Genomic DNA, 18,411 nt, shown 5'->3' with positions numbered 1-18,411 from the left:
CCTCACACCAGATTCTGGGACAGGTCGCGGCGCACGAAACGGCCGTGCCCGGCGCGGCCCAGGTACTCGCCGCGGTCGACGACGACGGTTCCGCGGGAGATCACCGTGTCGACGTGGCCGTCCACGGTCATGCCCTCGTAGGCCGAGTAGTCCATTCTCATGTGGTGTGTCTCGACTCCGATGGTGGTGCGGCCGTTCGGGTCGTAGACCACCAGATCCGCGTCGGCACCGGGCGACACGATGCCCTTACGCGGGTACATCCCGAACATGCGTGCCGGCGTCGTGCAGCACACCTCGACCCACTTCTCGAGCGTGATCTTCCCCGACACCACACCCTGGTACATCAGGTCCATCCGATGTTCGACCGACCCGATTCCGTTGGGGATCTTGGAGAAGTCGCCGATACCCATCTCCTTCTGATCCTTCATGCAGAAGGGACAGTGATCGGTGCCGACCGTCGAGACGTCCCCTGTGCGGAGGTACCGCCACAACTCGTCCTGGTGCCCCTCGGCACGGGACCGGAGCGGGGTCGAGCACACCCACTTCGCGCCCTCGAAGCCCGGCGCACCGAGTTGCTCCTCGAGCGAGAGGTACAGATACTGCGGACACGTCTCGGCGAAGACGTTCTGCCCCGTGCCTCGTGCCGTCGCGATCTGCTCGAGCGCCTGTTTCGCCGACACGTGGACCACGTACAGCGGCGCTCCCGTCACGTCGGCCAACATGATCGCGCGATGCGTCGCTTCCTCCTCGAGCTGCCACGGTCGGGACGTGCCGTGGAAGTACGGCGCCGTGTCACCGCGTGCGATCGACTGCTCGACCAGGACGTCGATGGCGATGCCGTTCTCCGCGTGCATCATCAGCAGCGCGCCGGTCTCCGCGGCAGTCTGCATCGCCCGCAGGATCTTCCCGTCGTCCGAGTAGAAGACGCCGGGATAGGCCATGAACAGCTTGAAGCTGGTGACTCCTTCGGAGACCAACTCGCTCATGGCCTTCAACGAGTCGCTGTCGACGTCTCCGATGATCTGGTGGAATCCGTAGTCGACGGCGCACGAACCGGCAGCCTTGTCGTGCCACGTGGCGAGGGTGTCCTGCACGCGCATCCCGGGGTTCTGGATGGCGAAGTCGACGATCGTGGTGGTTCCGCCCCACGCGGCAGCGCGCGTCCCCGTCTCGAACGAGTCGGAGGCGAAGGTGCCGCCGAACGGCATCTCCATGTGGGTGTGGCCGTCGACCCCTCCGGGGATCACGTACTTCCCGGTCGCGTCGACGACGACGTCGCTCGACGACGCGAGGTCGGCGCCCAGAAGCGTCGAACCCGGTTGCAGCACTGCGACGATCGTCTCACCGTCGATCAGGACGTCCAGGGGCTGCGACCCCGTCGGCGAGACGACGATGCCCCCGTGGACGAACGTGGTCGTCACGGTGTCACCAGGGGACCGTAGGCGTCGGGTCTGCGATCGCGGTAGAAAGCCCACCGATCGCGGACGGTCGCGATGAGCGACAGGTCCAGATCGCGGACGATCACTTCGGCCGCGCTGTCCGAGGCGACCTCGCCGACGAACTTCCCCTCGGGATCGACGAAGTAGCTCGTACCGTAGAAGTCGTTGTCGCCCAACTCCTCGACTCCCACTCGGTTGATTGCGCCGATGTAGTACTCGTTGGCCACGGCCGACGCCGGTTGCTCGAGCTTCCACAGGTAGTTCGACAGGCCTCGCGAGGTGGCGGACGGATTGAACACGATCTCCGCACCGGCCAGTCCGAGTGCGCGCCAGCCCTCCGGGAAATGGCGGTCGTAACAGATGTAGACCCCCACCTTGCCGACGGCGGTGTCGAACACGGGCCAGCCCAGGTTGCCGGGGCGGAAGTAGAACTTCTCCCAGAAGCCGTTCAGGTGCGGAATGTGGTGCTTGCGGTACTTGCCCAGGTACGTGCCGTCCGCGTCCACCACGGCAGCGGTGTTGTACAGAATGCCTGGCTGTTCCTTCTCGTAGACCGGCAGCACCATCACCATGCCGAGTTCCTTCGCGAGAGACTGGAAACGCTCGACGGTGGGTCCGGGAACCGATTCGGCGTAGTCGTAGAAGGACGCGTCCTGCACCTGGCAGAAATAGGGGCCGTAGAACAGTTCCTGAAAACAGATCACCTGCGCGCCCTGCTCGGCTGCCTGGCGGGCGTACTCCTCGTGGGCCTGGATCATCGATTCCTTGTCGCCGGTCCAGGTGGTCTGAACCAGTGCTGCTCGAACGACAGTCATGACATGACACCTCCGCGTCGGCCCCGTACCGGTGATCCTGCACCCGATCGGCCGGGTCGTCCACCGGTGGAATTCAGCCGTTCGCCACCTCGGGAGGCAGGGAGTCGAGCATGTCCACCGACGAGCCGTTCCAGCGATAACGGACCAGCGCCGGTCCGCCGGAGACCTCCGCGGTCGCTTCTCCGTCCCTGAGCCATCGGTACGACACCGTCACCGTGTCGTCCAGCTGCGCATACGGATCGATGTCGGTGAACGCGTACGGACGGGCGGTCGCCGTTCCGAGATACGCGCCGTCGTGGAAGAACAGCACCGTCGTGGGGCTCGAACCGGTCGCACCGTCGGGCACGGCCAGCGCCCATGCCAGCGTGCTGCAGGCATCGCCCTGACCGGCGAGCGTCCACCCGCTGCCGGAGAACGTCGGCAGCGAGGCGATCGCCGCGTCGATCACGTCGTCGTCCAGGCACGGATCCGCAGGGGTCTGCCTGTTGCCGTCCACCACCTCCTGCGGCAGGTCGTCCAGCATCACCACGGACGATCCGTTCCAGGTGTAGCGGACTAACCCGGGTCCGCCGGACTGCTGCGAGGTGGACTCACCCTCCCGGAGCCACCCGTACGACACCGTGACCGTGTCGTCGGTCTGCGAGGCGACGTCGGTGAACGAGTACGGCAACGCGGTGGCGGTACCGAGATAGGTGTCGTCGTGGAAGAACAAGACGGTCCACGGACTCGACCCCGTGCCCCCGTCGAGCGCCGCGAGCGCCCACGACAGCGTCGCGCAGGGATCGCCCTGGCGGACGAGCCGCCAACCACTGCCGAAGAACTGTGGCAGCGATTCGATGCCCGCCGCCACGACGGAGTCCTCCACACACGCGGTCGACGGTTCCGGCGCGGCCGACGACGCGGGTTCCGTACCCGGTGCCGGACCCACCGCTGTCGAGGTCGTGGTGGTGGTCGGAGGAGGTGGCGCCGCGGAGCCCTGGCCGGAGTCGGAGCACCCGCTCGCGAACAGCACGGTGACGGCCAGGGTCGCGAGAAGTGTTCGTCTCATGATCGGTCCATCCGAGCGAACAGACCGATCGTTACGTCGTCGACGAATTCGTCATCGATCCGTGACCCGAAAGAATAGGAAACATCATTGTTGTAGAAAGGGTGACCATATCTAGGTCAGCCTGACCTTGCTGGTGGAGACGCTTTTCGCGTATTACCGTCATCGTCATGACTTCCCTCGAAATGCCCCGCGTCAGTGAGTGCAGTGTCAGCGCCTGTTCGTACAACCACGACGGATGCCACGCATTCGCCATCAATGTCGGAGGCTCGAACGGAACGGCCGATTGCGGCACGTTCATTCCCTTGAGCACCAAGGGCGGTCTCGACACCGTCTCCACCCAGGTCGGTGCGTGCCAGCGCGTCGACTGCTCGTTCAACGACAACCTCGAGTGCAGCGCGGCAGCGGTCCGCATCGGCGCCGGCGAGTCGTCGGACACCGCGAACTGCCTCACCTACAGCAAGGCCTGACGAACCTCAGCTGAAGCCGAGCACCTTCTCGCCCCAGATCTCGCGCAGCTCACGGTCCGGATCCTCGACCAGAGCATCACGCCCGTCGATGACGAGAGTGCGACGACGCTCGTCGTAGGGCGCCCAGTGCTTCGACCCGTCCAGCGCAGCAGGAACCCCGTGCCACGCGAACGCCACCCAGCGTCGCTGAATTCGCCGGGAGACCTGCTGCGCTGCCTTGCGCCCACCCAGCCAGAAGGTCGGGTCCCGGTCGAAGGTCCCGAAATTGCCGAAGACGTACGGCAACTCGGTGGCGTGACCGGCGCCGATACGCGCCGCACGCAGCACGGGTGTCGCGTGATCGAAGCGGTAGACGAACGTCGGCGCTCGTCGGCAATGGGCCTCCGCGATCCACAGGCTCGGCATCCGGAACCCTGCGTCGCGCGAGAGGGCCAGCGCGCCCGCACTCTTCGGCAGATCCGGGTACGCGGAGAGGATGTCGGCGATACGAGCCGGTGAGAGATCGGGATGATCGACGGCGATCGCCTCGAACATCGTGCTCACCGTGTCCGAGGTGACGGGCATCAACGGCGACTTCATCAGGCGGAACACCGATGCCTCGTCGTGATTCGACCCGATGATGAGCGGGACGTCGTGCGAGAAGCCCTTCTGGAACGCGGCCACCGGATACCGGGGCACCACGTCACCGTCGACGACGGGTGCGAATCCCAATGTGCCGGGCACCTTCTCGGGAACCTCGTAGACCAGCTTCTCGGCTGCGTCGACCAACCTCTCCACCGGCATCGTCCGCAGCTCCTCGGCACGCTCCGCGGGCAGATCGACGAGTTCGAGGAATCGCTGCGCGACGGTGCGCGCGCGTTCCGGGCCGTACACCGAGGTGGCCGGGGAACTCTGGGCGATCGCCTTGTGGAACAGACCTTCCGCGTGCGGTGACGTCATGAGAGTGGTCACCGACGCGCCACCGGACGACTCACCGAAGACGGTGACGTTGGTCGGGTCGCCGCCGAACGCGGCGATGCAGTCGCGCACCCACGTGAGCGCCGCGATCTGGTCGCGGAGCCCGAGATTGGTCTCGAAGACGCTGCCGTCGGTGTCGAACGACGACAGGTCCAACCACCCCAGCGCTCCCACCCGGTAGTTGACGGTCACCACCACCACCTCACCGAGGCGGGACAGGTTGCGCCCGTTGTAGATCCGTTGCGCAGATGATCCCAGGACGTAGGCGCCGCCGTGGATCCACACCATCACCGGACGGGAGATGCCGTCCGGTGTCGGGGCCCAGACGTTGAGAGTCAGGCAGTCCTCGTCCATCGGGATGGACGAGTCCATGGGAATCGGGCCGTCGCGGCCCTGCGGTGCCATCGCACCGAAGGTCCTGCCGTCGCGGACACCGTCCCACGGCTCCGGTGGGCGTGGTGCGCGGAATCGGTGCTCCGCCACGGGTGGCGCCGCGAACGGGATGCCCTTCCAACTGACCACGTCGCCGTGCCCGTAGCCGCGGATCTCACCGTCGCGCGACGAGACGACATGGCTGCTCTCGGTTGCCCCCACGAGGACCGACGTTACAGGGAGTGCGGGGATCGGACCCCGATGGTCGTCACGCTGTCACCAGTCGACCGAGCGCGAACAGGGCCGCTGGAGAGTAGCCGAGGACGAGCGGTGCCAGACCGTCCACGACCAACCACGTCGACGAGCCCGACCCCGCGCTGTCGACACCGTGTTCCAGGGTGAGCCCGGCACTCGGAGCGCCGATCCACGCGCGCCACGACCACACCCGTGCGGCCTCGTCCACGGAGTGGACCTCGAAGGACACCCGCACGCCGAGGGGCCCGCGCACCGTGCCGGTCGTGCCGGCGGCGAGACGGTCGGTGGACGCGTCGACCCCCATGATCTGCGGTGCCCACGTCGACCAGAGCGACAGGTCCATGTACCGCTCCCACGCGACGTCGGCGGAGGCGTCGCCGGTGCGTCGCAGAGTCTTCTTCATGACCGGCGGGATTCACCGTTCCGGCGCTGCTCAAACTGCCGTCAGGTCGCCGCTCCACAGCGGTCGCGCCGGGCGTAGGGTCCGAACCAAGCGAAACTCCTCCGCCATCGACCGGCGCGGCCGGTGGCCGACATGTAGGTGGACAAGGATGACCACACAGGCATCGGCCAATCACACGGCCAAAGTCATCGGCGTGACCATTGCGGCCGCCGTCGGCGGCTTCCTCTTCGGTTTCGACAGTTCCGTCATCAACGGCGCCGTCGACTCCATCCAGGGCAGATTCGCCCTCGGCGAGTTCCTCACCGGCTTCACCGTCGCGATCGCCCTGCTCGGGTGCGCGGCGGGCGCCTGGTTCGCCGGCGGACTGGCCGACCGGTGGGGACGCAAGAAGGTGATGCTGCTCGGGTCCGCACTCTTCATCATCTCGTCGGTCGGCTCGGGTCTGGCCTTCAGCGTTCCCGACCTGATGCTGTGGCGTGTGCTCGGCGGTCTCGGCATCGGCATCGCGTCGGTGATCGCCCCCGCGTACATCGCGGAGATCTCGCCGGCCCGGATGCGCGGCAGCCTCGCGTCGCTGCAGCAGCTGGCCATCACCATCGGCATCTTCGCCGCACTGCTCTCGGACGCCGTGCTGGCGGATCGTGCGGACGGTGCGTCCAACGACCTGTGGCTCGGCCTCGAGGCCTGGCGATGGATGTTCATCGTCGGCGTGATCCCGGCCGTCGTCTACGGCGTCCTCGCGTTGCTCATCCCCGAGTCGCCGCGTTACCTCGTGGGCAAGCACCTCGACGAGGAGGCCGCGCAGATTCTCGCGAACATCACCGGCGAGAAGCACCCCAACGAGCGCATCCACGAGATCCGCCTGACTCTGCGCAAGGAGCAGCGCTCGTCGTTCGCCGACATCCGCGGTCCGCGCTTCGGTCTGCAGCCGCTGGTGTGGGTCGGCATCATCATGGCCGTCCTGCAGCAGTTCGTCGGTATCAACGCGATCTTCTACTACTCCACCACACTGTGGAAGTCGGTGGGCTTCACCGAGAGTCAGTCCTTCACCACGTCGGTCATCACCTCCGTGATCAACGTGGCCATGACGTTCGTGGCCATTCTCTTCGTCGACCGGGTGGGTCGGCGCAACCTGCTCATGGCCGGCTCCATCGGTATGTTCGTCGGTCTCCTCATGGCGGCGATCGCGTTCTCCCAGCAGATCGGCACCGGCGACGAGGTCTCCCTGCCCGATCCCTGGGGCGTCGTGGCGCTGATCGGAGCGAACCTGTTCGTGATCTTCTTCGCGTCGACGTGGGGACCGATCATGTGGGTCCTGCTCGGCGAGATGTTCCCGAACCGTATGCGCGCCATGGCTCTCGGCATCGGTACGGCCGCGAACTGGGTGGCCAACTTCGTCATCTCGCTGCTGTTCCCGTCGCTCACCGAGATGGTCGGACTCTCCATCGTCTACGGCGGCTTCGCACTCTTCGCCGCCCTGTCGTTCTTCTTCGTGAAGTCCAAGATCCCCGAGACGAAGGGCATGGAACTGGAGGACATGAAGTAGCCGCACGACCGCCGGTGCTATGGTCGGCGAGTTCTGACACGGGGTGCTTCGCGTCGCGAGGCTGAGACCACACCCGAGAACCTGATGCAGGTAATTCTGACGAAGGGATGTCACGGCCATGACGCCGTACGACCATGCGGTCGACGCTGCCTCCACCACGGATGCAGCCGACCTCACACGCTTCACCGACTTCCTCTGGGACCGCACGGCAGGCCTGCGGGCCCGGATCGGCGATCTCGAGTTCCTCACCCGACTCGGCGACGGCACCCTGCCGATCACGTCGTTCCGGACGTACATCGAGCAGGACGGCCTCTACCTCGAGGGATACGCGAAGGCCTTGGCCCTCCTGTCCTCGCGCGCAGTCGATCCGGAGGCCGGAGCGTTCTGGGCCACGTCGGCGGCGACGGCCGCGACGGTCGAGAAGTCGTTGCACACCAGCCTTCTCGCCGACGTCGCACTCGGCGGTCCGTCGGAGAAGCCGGTCGAGCACAGCCAGGCGTGCCTCGGGTACGTCTCGTTCCTCACGGCGACGGCGGCGACCGACACCTACGCCGTCGGCGCCGCGGCCGCGCTCCCCTGTTTCTGGATCTACGCCGAGGTCGGCCGCGGACTCGCGGCCTCGGCCCGCGCCGTGCTCGACGCTGATCCGCACCACCCGTACGCCCGGTGGGTGACGACGTACGACGCCGAGGACTTCCAGACCTCCGCCGCGCGCGCCCGCGAGCTCGTCGACGCGGCTGCCGAGGTGGCCGGCCCGGCCGAACGACAGCGGATGAGTGACGCGTTCGTCGTGGCGATGCGCTACGAACTGCTGTTCTGGGACACCGCCCTGAACACCGTGCCCTGGCCTGCTTCGGGGTCGGACGCATGAGGGCGCGGCACACGAGGGTCGGGCGCGTCGCGGCTCTGCTCACCGTGTCGCTCGTCGCCGCCGCGGGTCTCGCGGGCTGCGCCACGTCCGATGCCTCCGACGCGAACACGATCCGCTTCGCGCTCGACTGGACACCCAACACGAACCACACGGGCCTGTTCGTCGCCCAGCAGGAGGGCTACTTCGCGGACGCCGGGCTGAACGTCGAGATCCTGCCGTACAACTCGACGTCCCCCGACACGCTGATCGACTCCGGCAACGCCGAGTTCGGGATCAGCTTCCACAGCTCCGCCACCTACGCCCGCGCTGCCGGTGCGAAGGTGACCTCGGTGATGGCGCCGCTGCAGCACTGGGCCACCGGCATCGGCGTCCGCGCCGACCGGCAGGACATCCGGAGCCCCCGAGACCTGGACGGGCGGACCTACGCCGGGTTCGGCGATGCGGGCGAGGAGGCCACCCTCCGCAAGGTGATCGAGAACGACGGTGGCACCGGCGATTTCGAGACCGTGGTGCTCGGGACGTCCGCGTACGAGGCGGTCTACTCCGGTACCGCGGACTTCACCGTCTCCTACTTCGCGTGGGAGGGTCTCGAGGCCGAGCGGGCCGGAACCCCGATGACGTACTTCGACTACACCGACTTCGGCTTCCCCGACTCGTACGCGATCGTCGTCGACGGCGGTGACGAGTGGATGGCCGAGCACCCCGAACAGGCGCGACAGTTCGTGCAGGCCTTGCAGAAGGGTTACCAGAAGGCCGCCGACGATCCCGACGCGGGCGCGCGCGATCTGATCGACGCCAACCCGGGAGCATTTCCCGACGAGGACCTGGTCGTCGAGAGTCAGCGCATGCTGGCGGAGGACTACATGCTCGACGAGAACGGCCGCGTCGGGACGCAGACCCTGGAGCGATGGTCCGGGTACTCGAAGTTCCTGTTCGACGCCGGTGTCCTGGCCGGGCCCGACGGCGCACCGCTGACCACCGAGCCCGACTGGTCGACCTACTTCACCGATGAGTACCTCGATCAGGGCTGAGCGCGGCGGACAGGTGGGGCGGTACGCGCCGGCGCTGCTGCTCGCGGCGGGCCTCGTGGCGGCCTGGCAGGTGTACGTGGTCGTCAGCGGCATCTCGCCGCGCGTACTCCCCTCCCCCGCCCGCGTCGTCGATCAGGGCTGGACGAACCGTGCCGTCATCGCGGGTCACGCATCGTCCACCGTTCAGGTCACTCTGCTCGGTTTCGCCGTCTCCCTGACGATCTCGTGGATCATCGCCACGGCCGTGGACTTCTCGCCGTGGCTGCGCCGCGCCGTCGTTCCCCTGCTCGTGGTGTCGCAGACGCTGCCGGTCATCGCCGTCGCTCCCCTGATGATCATCTGGTTCGGATTCGGCATCCTCCCCAAGCTCCTGGTGATCGCGCTGGTGACGTTCTTCCCGATGACCCTCGGCCTGATCGAGGGATTCGCCTCCGCGGACAAGGAGTCCGACGCACTGCTGCGCAGCATGGGAGCGTCACGGCGACAACAGTTCCGGTACGTCCGGCTCCCGTCCGCGCTGCCGCGCTTCTTCACCGCGCTCCGCATCGGGATCACCTACGCCGTCGTCGGTGCCGTCTTCTCCGAGTACGTCGGCGCCACGTCGGGTCTGGGCATCTACATGGCGCAGCAGAAGAACGCGTTCCGCACGGATCTCGTGCTGGCCGCGGTCGTGGTCACGGCGGTGTGCAGCATCGCACTCTTCCTCCTCACGTTCGTGGCCGAGCGGCTTCTCGCGCCGTGGGCGCTCGCGGCGAAGGAAGGGACGCGATGACGGATCCTGTTCTGGAGCTGACCTCGGTGCGCAAGTCCTACCCGGGCACACCGGTACTGGACGGGATCGACCTCGCCGTCGAGGGGGGACAGTTCGTGTCGATCGTCGGCCCGAGCGGCTGCGGCAAGAGCACGCTGTTCACCCTCCTCGCCGGTCTCGACACCGCGGACAGCGGCACCGTGGTGACACCGCGCTGCGCGTACATGCCGCAGAAGGACCTGTTGTTCCCGTGGCGTTCGGTTCTGGCGAACACCGCACTCGGGCTGGAGGTGCAGGGGGTTCCGAAGGCGCAGGCGCGGAGCCGGGCCCGCGACCTGTTCCCGGTCTTCGGCCTCGACGGCTTCGAGGACGCACGCCCCTCGTTGCTGTCCGGCGGGATGCGGCAGCGGGCCGCACTGCTCCGGACCGTCGTGCAGGGACGCGACGTCCTGCTGCTGGACGAGCCGTTCGGCGCTCTCGACTCGCTGACCAGGACGGCCATGCAGGACTGGATGCAGGAGGTGTGGCAGCGGTACCGCTGGACGGTCCTGATGATCACCCACGACATCCGGGAGGCGGTGCAGGTGTCGGACCGGGTCGTCGTGCTGTCGCCGCGGCCCGCGCGGGTGGTCGCCGACGTGAGCATCGATCTGCCGCGGCCGCGACGCGCCGAGACCGCCACCACGCGGGAGTTCGCGACCTACGAACGCGCACTGCTGGACGCCCTCGGAAGCACGGGCCCTCGTCCCGGCGCGGGCGAGTAGGTTCGGTCCATGGCAGACACAGACGACACCCGCGTGGAGCACCATCCCGATCGTCAGCGTTTCGAGATCCTCGTCGGTGAGGAGGTCGCCGGCTACGCCGAGTATCGGCAGACCGATCCGACGGTCCGGGACTTCGACCACACCGTGACGCTTCCCGAGTTCCGCGGCCGCGGACTCGCGGCCGTCCTGGTGCGTCACGCACTCGACGACACACGCGCCGCGGGGCTGAAGATCGTCCCGTCGTGCTCCTACGTGCACCACTTCGTCGAGACGCACGAGGAGTACGCCGATCTGACCGTGTGAGCCGGGACTCGCGACACCGTGTCGGTGGGCCGCGTTACGGTCGCCCCATGAACGACCTGAACAGTGTCGACCTCTCGCCCGAGGCCGCCTGGAGCCGGTTCCGCACCCTGCTCGCCGATCACCTCGACGGGATGCCGGCGGGACACTCTCTGGTGCTCGCGTGCCCGCACGCCGACTCCGATCCGGTTCCGCCGTGCCTGCAGTTCTACGGATGGGACGACGAGACGGTCCGGTGCGAGGTGCTGGCGGACGAGTACCTCGCCGAGCACCGCCGGTGGACGTCCGAGGGGCGCGCACTGCTGGAGCAGTTCGGGTTCGCGCCGCCGCCGTCGCTCCCGCACACCGCTCGCCGCGACGACGAGCCGGTGAACTGGTTCGTCGATCGCCCGCGGCGCTACGCCGACCAACTCGCCGACGCCGCTGTCCGCGTCCTGCACTCGGTGTGGGGTGTCCCGCATCCGTCGTTCCTCGAGCTGGACGGTGACCTGTGCGGCCCCGTGATCGAGGACCGGTTCGGCGCGTCGTCCACGGACCCCGAGGACGCGCCGCCGTCCGACCCTGTCCCGTTCGACCCGCTGCGGCCGGTCCGCACGTCCGGTCCCGAGGCCCGTCTCGAGATCATCGAGCAGACGCTCCTGCACATCCTCGGGTTCGTGCCGCACCCCGACGAGGACGGCGACTACCCGTTCCGTCTCGGGCCGGCCTGGCTCTACCTGTGCCCCACCCCGGAGGCACCGTTCGTACAGATCCTCGCGCCGCTCGCGGCCGGCGTCACCGACGAGGCGCGAGCACTGTCGGTCGTCAACGACGTCAATCGCCGGTGGCCGCACGTCAAGGTGCTGCTGGACGAGGATCGCATCGTCGCCACCATCGACGTCACGGTGGTGCCGTTCGTCCCGCAGCACGTGGCCGACATGCTGGCCGTCATGGAGAAGTTCGCCGGCGAGGCCGCCGAGCATCTCCGGGCCGGGCTCGGGGCGCGGCCCTACCTCGACGCGTTCGGTGAACCGACGCCCGAGTACGACGCGGGTGACGGGACGGACGAGCACGGCGGTCCGGCGATTCCCGAGGCACTGCGCGCGATCGCCGAGGCAGTGTGGGAGCGCGGCGCCGACATCGACGTCGAAGAGGTGCTGAACGCGTGCGGACACGATCGCACGCGCGTCGTCCGCTTCCTGGACGTGGCGCGCGAGTGCGAGCTCTCCGCCCTCGATCGCACGCTCGACGACACCGATCCGCGAGTCGCCGCGTCGGCCGGTCTCGATGCGCGGGTCTGGCGCACCACCTCCGCGCTCCTCACCTCCGCGCACCGGCGTCTGGCCGCCGACCGCGTCGACGGACCGACGCGGTCGTCCGGCTCCCAGCTCGACCTGTTCGGGACCGACCTCGCCGGCGGAACCGGTGACAGCCTCTTCGACTGACGAGAAGGGTGCTGCCGATAGCCTTCGATGTGTGGTGACCACTCCGCGCTACGGCGGCGACAGCCTGTCCGATCTTCTGCCGTCGGTGCTCGGCGCACTCGGCGTCCCCGGTGAGTCCGACACCGTCGGGCTGGGGTTGTCCGGGGTCCGGCGGGTCTGCGTACTGCTGGTCGACGGCCTCGGAGCTCGACAGTTGGCGGCGCACGCCTCGGCAGCGCCGACACTCTCCTCGCTCACCGAGCGGGTCGTCACCGCCACGTTCCCGTCCACCACCGCGACGTCGTTGGCGTCACTGGGCACCGGACGCACGCCCGGTGAGCACGGCATCGTCGGCTACCTCACCGCCGTGCCCGGCTTCGACCGTCCGATGAATCCGCTGCACTGGCGTCTGCACGGTCAGGGACCCCGCGTCGATCTGCTCGCCGAGCTCGTTCCTGAACAGTTCCAACCTCGCGACACCGTGTTCGAGCGCGCCGCGGCGGACGGGGTGTCCGTCACTCGCATCGCGCCGTCCTACCAGCGCGAGTCCGGGCTCACCCGCGCCGTGCTGCGCGGCGGGGACTTCTCCGCGTCGGTGTCCGCGGGCGACCTCGTCGCCGAGACCTCGCGCGCGCTGCGGCGCGGCCGGCGGTCCCTCGTCTACTCGTACTGGTCCGAACTCGACCTCACCGGCCACGTGCGCGGGCCGGACTCCGACGCGTGGCGCCACGAGCTGACTCAGGTCGACACCATCGTCGCCGGCATCCTCGGCGAGTTGCCCTCCGACGCAGCGCTGATCGTCACCGCCGATCACGGGATGGTGCAGATCGGCACCCGCGTGGACATCGACGCGACGCCCGCGCTCACCGCCGACGTCCGGATGATCTGCGGCGAACCCCGCGCGCGCCACGTCTTCGCCGACGCCGGCGCCGCTGCCACGGTGCTCGATGCCTGGCGGGAGACCCTGGGTCCGGACCACCTGGTGGTGGGCCGCGACGATGCGGTCTCCCGGGGCTGGTTCGGGCCGTCCGTGCGCCCCGACGTCGCGGCGTGCATCGGTGACGTCCTGGCTCTGGCTCTCGGCGACGGCGCCCTGATCCGCCGCGGGGCCGAACCGAACCAGTCGGCGCTGCCCGGCCATCACGGCTCCCTGACCGACGTCGAGATGACCGTTCCTCTCCTCGTGGCACGGGGCTGACACGCCGAGAATCAACCTGATTCCAACGCTTCGCGGGGCGCCGCGACGGTCCTACGGTGGGACGAGTGACCCTCGACAACTCTTCTCTCGCCCTGCACTGGTTCCTTCCCACCTACGGCGACAGCAGGTCGATCGTCGGCGGCGGACACGGCACGCGAGTCGGCGCCGCGGGCGGAGATCGTCGCGCGAGCATCGGGTACCTGTCGTCCATCGGCCGCGCGGCCGAGGAGTTCGGCTTCACCGGTGCACTCACCCCGGCCGGCGCGTGGTGCGAGGACGCGTGGCTCACCACGGCGATGCTCGCCCGCGAGACCGAGAAGCTCGCATTCCTCATCGCCTTCCGACCGGGTCTGATCAGCCCGACCCTCGCGGCGCAGATGTCGGCGACGTTCAGCAACCATGCGCCCGGCCGACTCCTGCTCAACGTCGTCACCGGGGGCGAGGCTCACGAGCAGCGTCAGTACGGCGATCACCTGTCCAAGGACGAGCGGTACGCCCGCACGGACGAGTTCCTCACCATCGTCCGCGGCCTCTGGCGCGGCGAGTCGGTGACGCACCAGGGCACGCACATCCAGGTCGAGGACGCGTCGCTGCCGTTCCTCCCCGACCCCACGCCTCCGCTGTACTTCGGCGGCTCCTCTCCCGCTGCGGGCCCGGTGGCGGCGGACCACTCCGACGTCTATCTCACGTGGGGTGAGCCGACCGCGGCCGTGGCGAAGAAGATCGAGTGGATCCGCGGACTCGCGGCCGAGCGCGGACGCACCGTGCGCTTCGGCATCCGCCTGCATGTGATCACCCGCGACACGTCCGAGGAGGCCTGGAAGCAGGCTGGCGCGCTCGTCGAGGCGCTCGGCGAGGACGCCGTCGCGACGGCGCAGTCCAACCTGGCGCGGAGCGAGTCGGTGGGCCAGCGCGCGATGCTCGCCCTGCACGAGGAGAGCCGCAGGACCGGGTCCTGGAAGGACCCGCGCGCACTCGAGATCTCCCCCAACCTGTGGGCCGGTGTCGGCCTGGTGCGCGGCGGAGCCGGAACGGCCCTCGTCGGGAGCCACACCGAGGTGGCCGATCGCATCGCGGAGTACGCGGCCGTCGGCATCGACGAGTTCGTTCTCTCCGGTTATCCACACCTCGAGGAGCTGTACTGGTTCGGCGAGGGTGTCATCCCCCAGCTGCGCAGCCGCGGATTGTTCTCCGGCGGCGCCGCGGCACGCGCCACGGGCCACACCCCGTTCCTCCCCGCCCGATGACCACCGAACCCGGCCCGAAGACCCTGCCGCCAGTGCTCGACGACGACGCTGCGCTGGCCGTCGCCGCCGCGCTCGGGGCGAAGATCGCCCCGTCCGCGATCGAACGTGACCGCGATCGACGGCTGCCCGGCCCGGAACTGGACCTGCTGTCCGCGTCGGGGCTGCTGGGCATCACCGTGCCCGCGGAGTTCGGCGGCAGGCCGGTCTCGGCGCGCACCCTCGCCTCGGTGTTCCTCTCGCTCGCTCGCGGGGACGCCAGCATCGCGCAGATACCGCAGAGCCACATGACCTTCCTCGACGCGCTGCGGCGACAGGGATCGACGGAGCAACAGCGACGCTTCTTCGCCGAGGCCCTCGCCGGTCGCCGCTTCGCCAACGCCCAGAGCGAGCGCGGCACACCCTCCATCGCGGTCGACCGGACCACGGTGACGTCCCGTCCGGACGGCACCTCGTCGCTGAACGGCACCAAGTACTACTCGACGGGCGCGCTCTTCGCACACTGGTTGGTGGTCCGCGGCGTGCAGGCGGGCCCCGGCGAGCAGGGTGATCAGAGCCGGAAGGTGCTGGCCTACATCCCGGCGGACGCACCCGGGGTGCTCGTCGAGGACGACTGGGACGGGCTCGGGCAGCGCACGACGGCCAGCGGCACCGTGACCCTGACGGACGTCGTGGTGCCCACCGACTCCCTCGTGCCGTACTCCGCCCTCTTCGACGACGCGACCACCTACGGGGCGCGCGCTCAGCTGCTGCACGCCGCCATCGATGCCGGCATCGCCCGCGCCGCCGTCGACACCGCTCGCGACGTCGTGGTCGTCGCTCGCCCTCCGGTGGACGCCGACGTGGCGACGGCCGACCGGGATCCGTTGCTGCTGCAGCAGTTCGGCGAGGTGGAGATCGGGGTGCGCGGGGCCGAGGCGCTCGTGCGCGAGGCCGGCGAGGCGATCGACGTGGCCGAGCGCGAGCTCACAACGGACAGCGCCGCGGCGGCCTCCATCGCGACAGCAGCGGCCAAGGTCGCCTCGGCGCGTGCGTCCCTCGACGCCACCACGGCACTGTTCGACGCGGGCGGAACTCGCAGTGCCGCAGCCTCTCTACGGCTGGACAGGCTGTGGCGCGACGCGAGGACCCACACGCTCCACGACCCTGTGCGATGGAAGACTCAGCACGTCGGCCGGTACGCGCTGACCGGGGCGCACCCGCCGCGCCACGGACTGATCTAGTCGCGCACCGGTGTCGCGGCGTAGGGACGGCCGAACTGCGTCCGGACACCGTCGGAGTACAGCACGGAGTCCGGCGGACGGGCGGCCAGGTCCCCCACGCCCGCCGCGGCCATGAGCTGGTCGTCGCAGCGCACCAGGGTCGCCGCGCGCAGCGGCCACCGGCGGTGGGTGTTGGGGACGAAGACGGGTCGGCCCGCGACGGACGTGTGCATCCCCCACCGAGCGGTGAGGAACACCGACAGCGGATCGTCGGACATGTCGGTGTCGCCGGGGGACACGGTGAAGTCCGTCGTCGCACCACGGTGCGGCGGTGCCAGTCGACGAGAGCGGTAGCCGACGACCCGGTTCCGAGGATCACCGTCGTCGACGATGTCGATGTGCGACCAGCGATACCGCACCCCCGCCGCGTTCGTGGCCAGCACCACTGCGGCACGGGTGGCGTCGAGAGAACGGAACACGACCCCTCGGCGACCGTCACCGTCGCGGCTGTAGAGCCGCACGTTGATCTCGCCGAAGGTTCCGAGTCGCGGTACCGGTCGGCCGTACCCCAACCCGGCCCCCACCATCTCGAAGCCGATCAGTCCGACATAGGTGTACCCGTCCATCGTGTCGGGGACGATGCCGCGAGGCAGCAACGGCGCGACGACGTCCGGGGCGACACGCCAGTGCATGAACACGAGGCGTTCCCACCGCTGGTCCATGATCACGGGGCGCGGCAGAACAGGCGGGCGAGGCCAGAGATCGACGCTCCGGTCACGCACCGAAGAGGTTCTTGGCCTTGAGGATCAGCTCGTAGACACCCCAGGCGAAGGGAACCCCGACCCACAGCCAGGACACCACCACGACGGGCACACGCGCGCCCTGCTCCGTCTCGCTCATACCGTCGCCTCGTTCTTGTCGTTCGTGCCCTCGTCGGTCACAGTGCCCGGCGTCGTCGCCTCCGGGTCCGGCTCCGAGTACTTCGGATCCACGGGCTTGATCAGTTCGTTCGCGATGAAGCCGATGGACAGCAGGACGATCATCGTCACGAACGCGGGAACGTACCGTCCGGTGGTTCCCTCCTCGCCGAGGTCGGCGATCGCGTTGACGATCAGTGGTCCGAGCACGCCCGCGACCGACCAGGCCGTCAACAGTCGTCCGTGGATGGCACCGACCTGATAGGTACCGAACAGGTCACGCAGGTAGGCGGGCGCCGTGGCGAAGCCTGCACCGTAGAACGACAGGATCACCATCGCGCTGACGAGGAACAGGACCTTGTTCGTGTTCGTGAAGAGCGAGATGTACAGGTAGAGAAGCGCGCCCACACCGAGGTAGAGACGATAGATGTTCTTGCGACCCACCAGGTCGGACACCGACGACCACACGAACCGGCCGAGCATGTTCGTCAGCGAGAGGAATGCGACGAAGCCCGCGGCCGCTGCCACCACGGATTCCGGGGCGGTGGGGTCGGGAAAGAAGTCGGTGTAGATGCCCGCGGCGCGCTCGAGGATACCGATGCCGGCGGTGACGTTGAAGCACAACACGATCCACAGCAACCAGAACTGCGGGGTCTTGACGGCGTTCGCCGCGGACACGCGTGCGGTGTGCTGACCCGCCGGGGTCTGCGGTGGCGTCCACCCGGCCGGCTTCCAGTCGTCGGCGGGAACCCGGATCAGCACGACGCCGAGCGCCATGAAGACGGCGTAGCCGAGGCCGAGCGTGAGGAACGTCGTGGCGATCGACGCATCGGTGTTGCCGCCGTACGCGGACAGGAGCTTGGTGGTCAGGGGCGAGGCCACCAGGGCGCCGCCGCCGAATCCCATGATCGCGATACCCGTCGCCATGCCCGGGCGATCGGGGAACCACTTGATCAGCGTGGAGACCGGGGAGATGTACCCGATGCCGAGGCCGATGCCGCCGACGAGTCCGTATCCGACGATCACCAACCAGAACTGGTCGAGGCTCATGCCGAGGGCGGAGATGAGCAGCCCGGAGCAGAAGAAGAGGAGCGACATCGTCATGGCCCACCGCGGACCGTGCGTCTCCACCTTCGTCCCGAGCACGGCTGCGGAGAGGCCGAGCATGACGATGGCCAGCTGGAACGGGATCGCGGTCATCGTCCCGCTCAGTCCCATGGCGGTGTCGGAGGAGATGGCGGCCTTGAACACGCTCCACGCGTAGGCCTGGCCGATCGCGAGATGAATCGCGAGGGCGGCCGGCGGAATGAGCCAACGGCTCCATCCCGGTGGCGCGACGATACGGGCGCGTTCGAGTACTGCTGGCATGGAGGTCGTCCTTCCGGCGCGGGTCACGCGCTCAGAGGTCGACCGCGTACTACCGTACTT

19 protein-coding genes and 1 riboswitch are annotated in these 18,411 nt (G+C 68.6%); of the genes, 11 read left to right on the top strand and 8 right to left on the bottom strand.

All coding sequences use genetic code 11. The features are described from left to right. Nucleotides 1–2: 2 nt before the first annotated feature. The 3 genes from hydA to QE449_RS06390 all read right to left on the bottom strand — a co-directional run bounded on the left by hydA (nucleotide 3) and on the right by QE449_RS06390 (nucleotide 3,302). Nucleotides 3–1,421, bottom strand: a complete 1,419-nt coding sequence (gene hydA / locus QE449_RS06400) for a dihydropyrimidinase (RefSeq protein ID WP_222651195.1) — start codon at nucleotides 1,419–1,421, stop codon at nucleotides 3–5. Further along, complete coding sequence (locus QE449_RS06395) at nucleotides 1,418–2,254, bottom strand: nitrilase-related carbon-nitrogen hydrolase (protein WP_222639161.1); 837 nt, start codon at nucleotides 2,252–2,254, stop codon at nucleotides 1,418–1,420. The genes hydA and QE449_RS06395 overlap by 4 nt, the downstream gene beginning before the upstream one ends. Nucleotides 2,255–2,327: 73 nt before the next feature. Beyond that, nucleotides 2,328–3,302 (bottom strand): LppP/LprE family lipoprotein, encoded by a 975-nt coding sequence (locus QE449_RS06390; protein ID WP_307091906.1) that lies wholly within the window; start codon nucleotides 3,300–3,302, stop codon nucleotides 2,328–2,330. 167 nt (nucleotides 3,303–3,469) lie between these two features. On the opposite strand from QE449_RS06390, the gene QE449_RS06385 reads away from it, so the two are divergent. After that, nucleotides 3,470–3,769, top strand: coding sequence for a DUF1540 domain-containing protein (locus QE449_RS06385; protein ID WP_027504961.1), 300 nt, complete (start codon nucleotides 3,470–3,472; stop codon nucleotides 3,767–3,769). A 6-nt stretch (nucleotides 3,770–3,775) separates the two neighbouring features. Here the strand turns inward: QE449_RS06385 and QE449_RS06380 are convergent, their stop codons facing one another. After that, nucleotides 3,776–5,320, bottom strand: a complete 1,545-nt coding sequence (locus QE449_RS06380; RefSeq protein WP_056448415.1) for a carboxylesterase/lipase family protein — start codon at nucleotides 5,318–5,320, stop codon at nucleotides 3,776–3,778. Nucleotides 5,321–5,366: 46 nt separating this feature from the next. Next, complete coding sequence (locus QE449_RS06375; RefSeq protein WP_222632754.1) at nucleotides 5,367–5,756, bottom strand: SRPBCC family protein; 390 nt, start codon at nucleotides 5,754–5,756, stop codon at nucleotides 5,367–5,369. 148 nt (nucleotides 5,757–5,904) lie between these two features. On the opposite strand from QE449_RS06375, the gene QE449_RS06370 reads away from it, so the two are divergent. The 10 genes from QE449_RS06370 to QE449_RS06325 all read left to right on the top strand — a co-directional run bounded on the left by QE449_RS06370 (nucleotide 5,905) and on the right by QE449_RS06325 (nucleotide 16,087). Further along, complete coding sequence (locus tag QE449_RS06370) at nucleotides 5,905–7,302, top strand: sugar porter family MFS transporter (protein WP_027504958.1); 1,398 nt, start codon at nucleotides 5,905–5,907, stop codon at nucleotides 7,300–7,302. Nucleotides 7,303–7,331: 29 nt separating this feature from the next. Then, nucleotides 7,332–7,427, top strand: a riboswitch (TPP riboswitch). After that, the gene (locus QE449_RS06365) at nucleotides 7,421–8,173 is read left to right on the top strand and encodes a TenA family protein (protein WP_307091902.1); all 753 of its coding nucleotides are present in this window, start codon (nucleotides 7,421–7,423) and stop codon (nucleotides 8,171–8,173) included. It overlaps the preceding riboswitch by 7 nt. Continuing rightward, nucleotides 8,170–9,204, top strand: coding sequence for an ABC transporter substrate-binding protein (locus tag QE449_RS06360; RefSeq protein ID WP_056448409.1), 1,035 nt, complete (start codon nucleotides 8,170–8,172; stop codon nucleotides 9,202–9,204). The genes QE449_RS06365 and QE449_RS06360 overlap by 4 nt, the downstream gene beginning before the upstream one ends. Further along, on the top strand, nucleotides 9,182–9,976 hold the full coding sequence (locus QE449_RS06355) for an ABC transporter permease (RefSeq protein WP_307091899.1): 795 nt from the start codon (nucleotides 9,182–9,184) through the stop codon (nucleotides 9,974–9,976). The genes QE449_RS06360 and QE449_RS06355 overlap by 23 nt, the downstream gene beginning before the upstream one ends. After that, nucleotides 9,973–10,719 (top strand): ABC transporter ATP-binding protein, encoded by a 747-nt coding sequence (locus QE449_RS06350; protein ID WP_307108489.1) that lies wholly within the window; start codon nucleotides 9,973–9,975, stop codon nucleotides 10,717–10,719. The genes QE449_RS06355 and QE449_RS06350 overlap by 4 nt, the downstream gene beginning before the upstream one ends. Before the next feature lie 9 nt (nucleotides 10,720–10,728). Beyond that, a complete protein-coding gene (locus QE449_RS06345; protein ID WP_027504953.1) occupies nucleotides 10,729–11,022 on the top strand; it encodes a GNAT family N-acetyltransferase in 294 nt (97 codons plus the stop codon). Nucleotides 11,023–11,069: 47 nt separating this feature from the next. After that, nucleotides 11,070–12,443, top strand: coding sequence for a hypothetical protein (locus tag QE449_RS06340; protein WP_056448399.1), 1,374 nt, complete (start codon nucleotides 11,070–11,072; stop codon nucleotides 12,441–12,443). A gap of 31 nt (nucleotides 12,444–12,474) precedes the next feature. Next, entirely contained in the window at nucleotides 12,475–13,620 is a 1,146-nt protein-coding gene (locus tag QE449_RS06335) for an alkaline phosphatase family protein (protein ID WP_307091894.1), read from the top strand. Nucleotides 13,621–13,685: 65 nt separating this feature from the next. Then, on the top strand, nucleotides 13,686–14,867 hold the full coding sequence (locus QE449_RS06330) for an LLM class flavin-dependent oxidoreductase (RefSeq protein ID WP_307091892.1): 1,182 nt from the start codon (nucleotides 13,686–13,688) through the stop codon (nucleotides 14,865–14,867). Continuing rightward, on the top strand, nucleotides 14,864–16,087 hold the full coding sequence (locus QE449_RS06325; protein WP_307091890.1) for an SfnB family sulfur acquisition oxidoreductase: 1,224 nt from the start codon (nucleotides 14,864–14,866) through the stop codon (nucleotides 16,085–16,087). Before QE449_RS06330 ends, QE449_RS06325 begins: the two co-directional genes overlap by 4 nt. Here QE449_RS06325 and QE449_RS06320 read toward each other — a convergent pair. From QE449_RS06320 to QE449_RS06310, 3 genes are read right to left on the bottom strand one after another with little or no spacing between them, the layout of a single operon-like run. Next, entirely contained in the window at nucleotides 16,084–16,848 is a 765-nt protein-coding gene (locus QE449_RS06320; RefSeq protein ID WP_307108488.1) for a YqjF family protein, read from the bottom strand. The genes QE449_RS06325 and QE449_RS06320 overlap by 4 nt on opposite strands. Further along, on the bottom strand, nucleotides 16,841–16,966 hold the full coding sequence (locus tag QE449_RS06315; protein WP_307091888.1) for a hypothetical protein: 126 nt from the start codon (nucleotides 16,964–16,966) through the stop codon (nucleotides 16,841–16,843). Before QE449_RS06315 ends, QE449_RS06320 begins: the two co-directional genes overlap by 8 nt. Next, complete coding sequence (locus QE449_RS06310) at nucleotides 16,963–18,351, bottom strand: OFA family MFS transporter (protein ID WP_307091886.1); 1,389 nt, start codon at nucleotides 18,349–18,351, stop codon at nucleotides 16,963–16,965. Before QE449_RS06310 ends, QE449_RS06315 begins: the two co-directional genes overlap by 4 nt. Nucleotides 18,352–18,411 lie beyond the last annotated feature (60 nt).

The sequence above is a fragment of the Rhodococcus sp. SORGH_AS_0303 genome (assembly GCF_030819335.1).
Lineage (GTDB): Bacteria > Actinomycetota > Actinomycetes > Mycobacteriales > Mycobacteriaceae > Rhodococcoides.
This window is presented reverse-complemented; position numbering and strand designations above follow the sequence as displayed.

What these genes read in the sequence shown, in the direction of transcription:
- QE449_RS06395 (WP_222639161.1), bottom strand. Translation starts at nt 2,254, where the DNA reads ATGACTGTCGTTCGAGCAGCACTGGTTCAGACCACCTGGACCGGCGAC.
- QE449_RS06390 (WP_307091906.1), bottom strand. Translation starts at nt 3,302, where the DNA reads ATGAGACGAACACTTCTCGCGACCCTGGCCGTCACCGTGCTGTTCGCG.
- QE449_RS06385 (WP_027504961.1), top strand. Translation starts at nt 3,470, where the DNA reads ATGACTTCCCTCGAAATGCCCCGCGTCAGTGAGTGCAGTGTCAGCGCC.
- QE449_RS06375 (WP_222632754.1), bottom strand. Translation starts at nt 5,756, where the DNA reads ATGAAGAAGACTCTGCGACGCACCGGCGACGCCTCCGCCGACGTCGCG.
- QE449_RS06370 (WP_027504958.1), top strand. Translation starts at nt 5,905, where the DNA reads ATGACCACACAGGCATCGGCCAATCACACGGCCAAAGTCATCGGCGTG.
- QE449_RS06365 (WP_307091902.1), top strand. Translation starts at nt 7,421, where the DNA reads ATGACGCCGTACGACCATGCGGTCGACGCTGCCTCCACCACGGATGCA.
- QE449_RS06360 (WP_056448409.1), top strand. Translation starts at nt 8,170, where the DNA reads ATGAGGGCGCGGCACACGAGGGTCGGGCGCGTCGCGGCTCTGCTCACC.
- QE449_RS06355 (WP_307091899.1), top strand. Translation starts at nt 9,182, where the DNA reads ATGAGTACCTCGATCAGGGCTGAGCGCGGCGGACAGGTGGGGCGGTAC.
- QE449_RS06350 (WP_307108489.1), top strand. Translation starts at nt 9,973, where the DNA reads ATGACGGATCCTGTTCTGGAGCTGACCTCGGTGCGCAAGTCCTACCCG.
- QE449_RS06345 (WP_027504953.1), top strand. Translation starts at nt 10,729, where the DNA reads ATGGCAGACACAGACGACACCCGCGTGGAGCACCATCCCGATCGTCAG.
- QE449_RS06340 (WP_056448399.1), top strand. Translation starts at nt 11,070, where the DNA reads ATGAACGACCTGAACAGTGTCGACCTCTCGCCCGAGGCCGCCTGGAGC.
- QE449_RS06325 (WP_307091890.1), top strand. Translation starts at nt 14,864, where the DNA reads ATGACCACCGAACCCGGCCCGAAGACCCTGCCGCCAGTGCTCGACGAC.
- QE449_RS06315 (WP_307091888.1), bottom strand. Translation starts at nt 16,966, where the DNA reads ATGAGCGAGACGGAGCAGGGCGCGCGTGTGCCCGTCGTGGTGGTGTCC.
- QE449_RS06310 (WP_307091886.1), bottom strand. Translation starts at nt 18,351, where the DNA reads ATGCCAGCAGTACTCGAACGCGCCCGTATCGTCGCGCCACCGGGATGG.